This is a genomic window from Roseateles sp. P5_E11 (assembly GCF_054049355.1).
In genome coordinates this window covers 1-3,689 of sequence record NZ_JBFUMO010000570.1, presented here as the reverse complement: position 1 = coordinate 3,689, position 3,689 = coordinate 1, and the positions used below count along the sequence as shown (strand labels likewise).

The 3,689-nt window shown below is 67.2% G+C and carries 4 protein-coding genes and 3 pseudogenes; 1 reads left to right on the top strand and 6 read right to left on the bottom strand.

Translation table 11 applies throughout. The features are described from left to right. A pseudogene (locus tag ACXJKR_RS27125) lies at positions 1-298 on the top strand (pyridoxal-dependent decarboxylase, exosortase A system-associated); the annotation flags it as partial. Positions 299-344: 46 nt separating this feature from the next. Here ACXJKR_RS27125 and maiA read toward each other — a convergent pair. From maiA to ACXJKR_RS27095, 6 genes and pseudogenes are all read right to left on the bottom strand, one after another. After that, positions 345-998 (bottom strand): maleylacetoacetate isomerase, encoded by a 654-nt coding sequence (gene maiA, locus ACXJKR_RS27120; protein ID WP_457325455.1) that lies wholly within the window; start codon positions 996-998, stop codon positions 345-347. A 2-nt stretch (positions 999-1,000) separates the two neighbouring features. Further along, positions 1,001-1,726 (bottom strand): ABC transporter ATP-binding protein, encoded by a 726-nt coding sequence (locus tag ACXJKR_RS27115; RefSeq protein WP_457325454.1) that lies wholly within the window; start codon positions 1,724-1,726, stop codon positions 1,001-1,003. Continuing rightward, positions 1,723-1,800 (bottom strand): ABC transporter ATP-binding protein C-terminal domain-containing protein, encoded by a 78-nt coding sequence (locus ACXJKR_RS27110; protein ID WP_457325456.1) that lies wholly within the window; start codon positions 1,798-1,800, stop codon positions 1,723-1,725. The genes ACXJKR_RS27115 and ACXJKR_RS27110 overlap by 4 nt, the downstream gene beginning before the upstream one ends. A 204-nt stretch (positions 1,801-2,004) precedes the next feature. Beyond that, positions 2,005-2,403: pseudogene (locus ACXJKR_RS27105) on the bottom strand (ATP-binding cassette domain-containing protein); the annotation flags it as partial. 68 nt (positions 2,404-2,471) lie between these two features. Continuing rightward, positions 2,472-3,470 (bottom strand): branched-chain amino acid ABC transporter permease, encoded by a 999-nt coding sequence (locus ACXJKR_RS27100; RefSeq protein WP_457325452.1) that lies wholly within the window; start codon positions 3,468-3,470, stop codon positions 2,472-2,474. Between the two features lie 10 nt (positions 3,471-3,480). After that, positions 3,481-3,689, bottom strand: a pseudogene (locus tag ACXJKR_RS27095) (branched-chain amino acid ABC transporter permease); the annotation flags it as partial.

Below are 3,689 nucleotides of genomic sequence, written 5' to 3'. Positions count from 1 at the left end.
GCTGGTGGCCGATGGTGGCCTGCACCACCACCTGTCGGCCTCGGGCAATTTCGGCCAGGTGCTGCGCAAGAACTACCCGGCGTCCGTCGAACCCCAGGGCCGCAGCGAATCAGCGACCGAGCCGGCCAGCGTCGTCGGCCCGTTGTGCACGCCGCTGGACCTGCTGGCCGATCGCATGGACATGGCCAAGGGCGAGATTGGCGACCTCGCGGTCGTCTATCAGAGCGGCGCCTATGGCCGCAGCGCCAGCCCCGAAGGCTTCCTGGGCCACCCGGCCTGCGTGGAAGTGCTCGTCTGAACGTGCAGCCCAGGCCCTGGCCCATCGTGCGTGGTCGCCAATCGGGTCAATGCCCCGCGGGTCTGTCGGCATCCGGCTGCAACGCCGGAGTCGCCAGCCGGAACGCGTCAAGCCCGGCGCAGGCTTGGTCGATGCCTGCCAGGCGCGGCCAGCGATTGATGTCGATCTTGAAGCGCCGCGCACTTTCAATCTGCGGCACCAAGTAGACGTCAGCCAGCGTCGGCGTGTCACCGTAGGAAAACGGTCCACTGCGGCCGTGCGACGCCACCAGTGCATCGAACGCGTCGAACCCCGCCGCGATCCAGGTGCCACACCACTCGTTCACCGCTGCATCGTCGGCACCAAAGCTGTGGCGCAGTGTTTCCAGAATTCGCCGGTTGTTGACCGGGTGGATATCGCAGCCAACGATGGCCGCGAGCGCTCGAACCATCGCTCGCGCCCGGGCGTCTTCGGGCAGGAATGCTGGCTTGGGAAAGCACTCCTCCAGCCACTCGATGATGGCGGGGGTTTGCGTCATCACCGTTGCGCCGGTATCGAGGCTCGGCACCAACTGCTGCGGATTGATTTGCCTGTATTCGGCCGTCATGTGTCGCTCGGTGCGCAGATCGATGGGCACCTGTTCGTAGGCGATGCCCTTGAGGTTCAAGGCGATGCGCAGGCGGTGCGAGGTGCCGCTGCGAAAGAAACCGTAGAGCTTCATGCTCAGACTCCCAGGTACTGGTGGATCAGGTCCGGCTGGCGGCGGATGGCGTCGGAATCTCCGCTCCAGACGACACGGCCCTTCTCAACGACGTAGTGGCGGTCCGCCAGGTCCAGCAGTCGGTTGATGTTCTTGTCGATGATGATCAGGGCGAGGCCTTCCGCCTTCAGCTGCCGGATGGTTCGCCAGATCTCGTCGCGGATGACCGGTGCCAGGCCTTCGGTGGCCTCGTCCAGCACCACCAGGCGCGGGTTGGTCATCAGCGCCCGACCAATGGCCAGCATCTGTTGCTCGCCGCCCGAAAGCTGCGAGCCAAGGTTGGTGCAGCGCTCCTTCAGCCGAGGGAACAGCGCGTAGATGCCGTCCAGCGTCCATGCCTTCGCCGGCCCTGAGGCCGCAGGCCCTCGGGCGGTCGCCACGAGGTTCTCCTCGACCGACAGTTCCGTGAAGATCTGYCGGCCCTCAGGCACCAGTGCCAGGCCTTGCCGGGCGATGCGATGGGGCGCCCGGCCATTGGCCCGTTCGCCGGCCACGGTGATGTCGCCGGCGAGGCAGGGCAGCATGCCGAACAGGCATTTGACGGTGGTGGACCTGCCCATGCCATTGCGGCCCAGCAAGGTGACGACCTCGCCCGGCCGGACGTCGAAGCTCATGTCGAAGAGCACCTGGGATCGGCCGTAGCCCGCCTGCAGGCCGCGAACGGACAGATACGGCTTGCGTTCATTCATACCGTCTCCTCGCCCAAGTACACGGCGCGCACCTCGGGGTGATTGCGGATCTCGTCCGGCGTCCCGGTGAACATCACGCGCCCGTAGACCAGCACGGTGATGCGGTCCGCCAGCGAGAACACGGCGTTCATGTCGTGCTCGACCAGGACGATGGTGTAGCGCCCTTTCAGTTGCTGCAGCAGTGCCGTGACGGCGATGGACTCCTGCGCGCTCATGCCGGCCATCGGTTCGTCCAGCAGCAACAGGGAGGGCTGGGCCGCCAAGGCCATTGCCAGCTCCAGCTGGCGGCGCTGGCCATAGGCGAGTTCGCCGGCCGGCGAGCCGTGCTGCGCCGACAGCCCGGACAGGCCGATGGCCTCCTCGGCAGCGGTGCGCGCGGCCACGTCATCGAGCAGTGGGCGCCAGAAGCGCCAGGGTGGGCGCGCAACGGCCATCGCCGCCAGCGTCGCGTTCTCGAGCACGGTGAACTCCTCGAAGATCGACGTGATCTGGTAGGAGCGCAACAGCCCGGCGCGCGCCCGGCGGTCCATGCTGTGCCCGGTGACGTTGCGCCCGTCGAAATGCACGCGGCCTTCGAGCGGGCGCAACTCGCCGCTGAGCTGGTTGATCAGCGTTGTCTTGCCGGCGCCGTTGGGCCCGATGACGGCGTGCAGCTCGCCGGGCCGGATGTCCAGCGACACGCTGTCGGTCACCAGCAGCGAGCCGTAGCGCATCACCAGGCCATCTGTTCTGAGTGCGGCGGCCATCACGCATGCCCCTTCTGGATGGCCTGAACGACAGGGCCGGCAGCGGCCGGCTTGTGCAGGCGCTGCAGCAGGCCGGTGAGCCCTCCACGCCCCAGCAAGGCCATCAGCACGATGAGCGGGCCGAAGACGATCATCCAATGCTCGGTATAGCCCTTGAGCAACTCCTCCACGCCAAGGAAGACCACCGCGCCCAGCACGGGGCCGAACACCGTGCCCATGCCGCCCAGCACCACCATGACGATCAGGTCGCCGGAGACCGTCCAGGCCATCGTGCTTGGCGAGGCATAGGCGTTCATGTTCGCCAGCAGCATGCCGGCGAGCCCGCAAATGGCGCCCGACAGCACGAAGGCGGCCAGCTGCACGCGGCGAGGCGCCAGGCCGATGGCCTGCACCCGGCGTGCGTTCTGGCGCGCGCCACGCAAGGCCATGCCGAAGGGCGACAGGCGCAGCCTGGCCACCCACAGGGTCAACAGCGCCAACAGCACCCAGGCCGTGCCGTAGAGCACCGGCGAAGCACCGAGATCGATGCCGGCGCCGAAGCGGCTGGTCGTCGCGATGGCCAGGCCATCGTCGCCGCCGTACTGCTTCAGGCTGACCAGCAGGAAGTAGCCCATCTGCGCGAAGGCCAGCGTGATCATGATGAAGGACATGCCCGAGGTCCTCAGGCTGATGGCGCCGACAGCCAGCGCGACGAGGCTGCAGACGCCCAGGCTGATCAACAGATGCACCCAGCCGCTGTCGATGCCATGCGCCGCGGGCAACGCCACGGCATAGCTGCCCAGGCCGAGGAACAGCGCATGGCCGAAGCTGACCAGCCCGCCGAAACCCAGCGCCACGTTGAGCGCCGAGGCGGCGATGGCGTAGATGAGGATGCGTGTGAAAAAGGAGATCCAGAACGGCTGGCCCGTTGCCTGGGCAACGAAAGGCACGGCCAGCAGACCCGCGAACAGAACCAGCGGAACCAGCGTTGCCGGCCGCAAATAGGCAGTGGACATCATCACTCTCCGATCAGGCGCGTCGAGCCGGGAACAGCCCCTGCGGCTTCAATGCAAGCACCAGGGCCATCAACAGGTAGACGCTCATGGACGCGAGCGCCGGGCCGGCCGCATCGGCGATGGAACGTTCGGCGATCTGGCGCAGCAGCAACGGCAGCAGCACGCGGCCGAAGGTGTCGACCACGCCGACGATCATGGCCGCGTAGAGGGCACCCTTCACCG

Excerpts from the sequence above, each read along its gene's own strand:
- maiA (WP_457325455.1), bottom strand. The coding sequence starts at position 998 with ATGAAGCTCTACGGTTTCTTTCGCAGCGGCACCTCGCACCGCCTGCGC.
- ACXJKR_RS27110 (WP_457325456.1), bottom strand. The coding sequence starts at position 1,800 with ATGTTCACCGGGACGCCGGACGAGATCCGCAATCACCCCGAGGTGCGC.
- ACXJKR_RS27100 (WP_457325452.1), bottom strand. The coding sequence starts at position 3,470 with ATGATGTCCACTGCCTATTTGCGGCCGGCAACGCTGGTTCCGCTGGTT.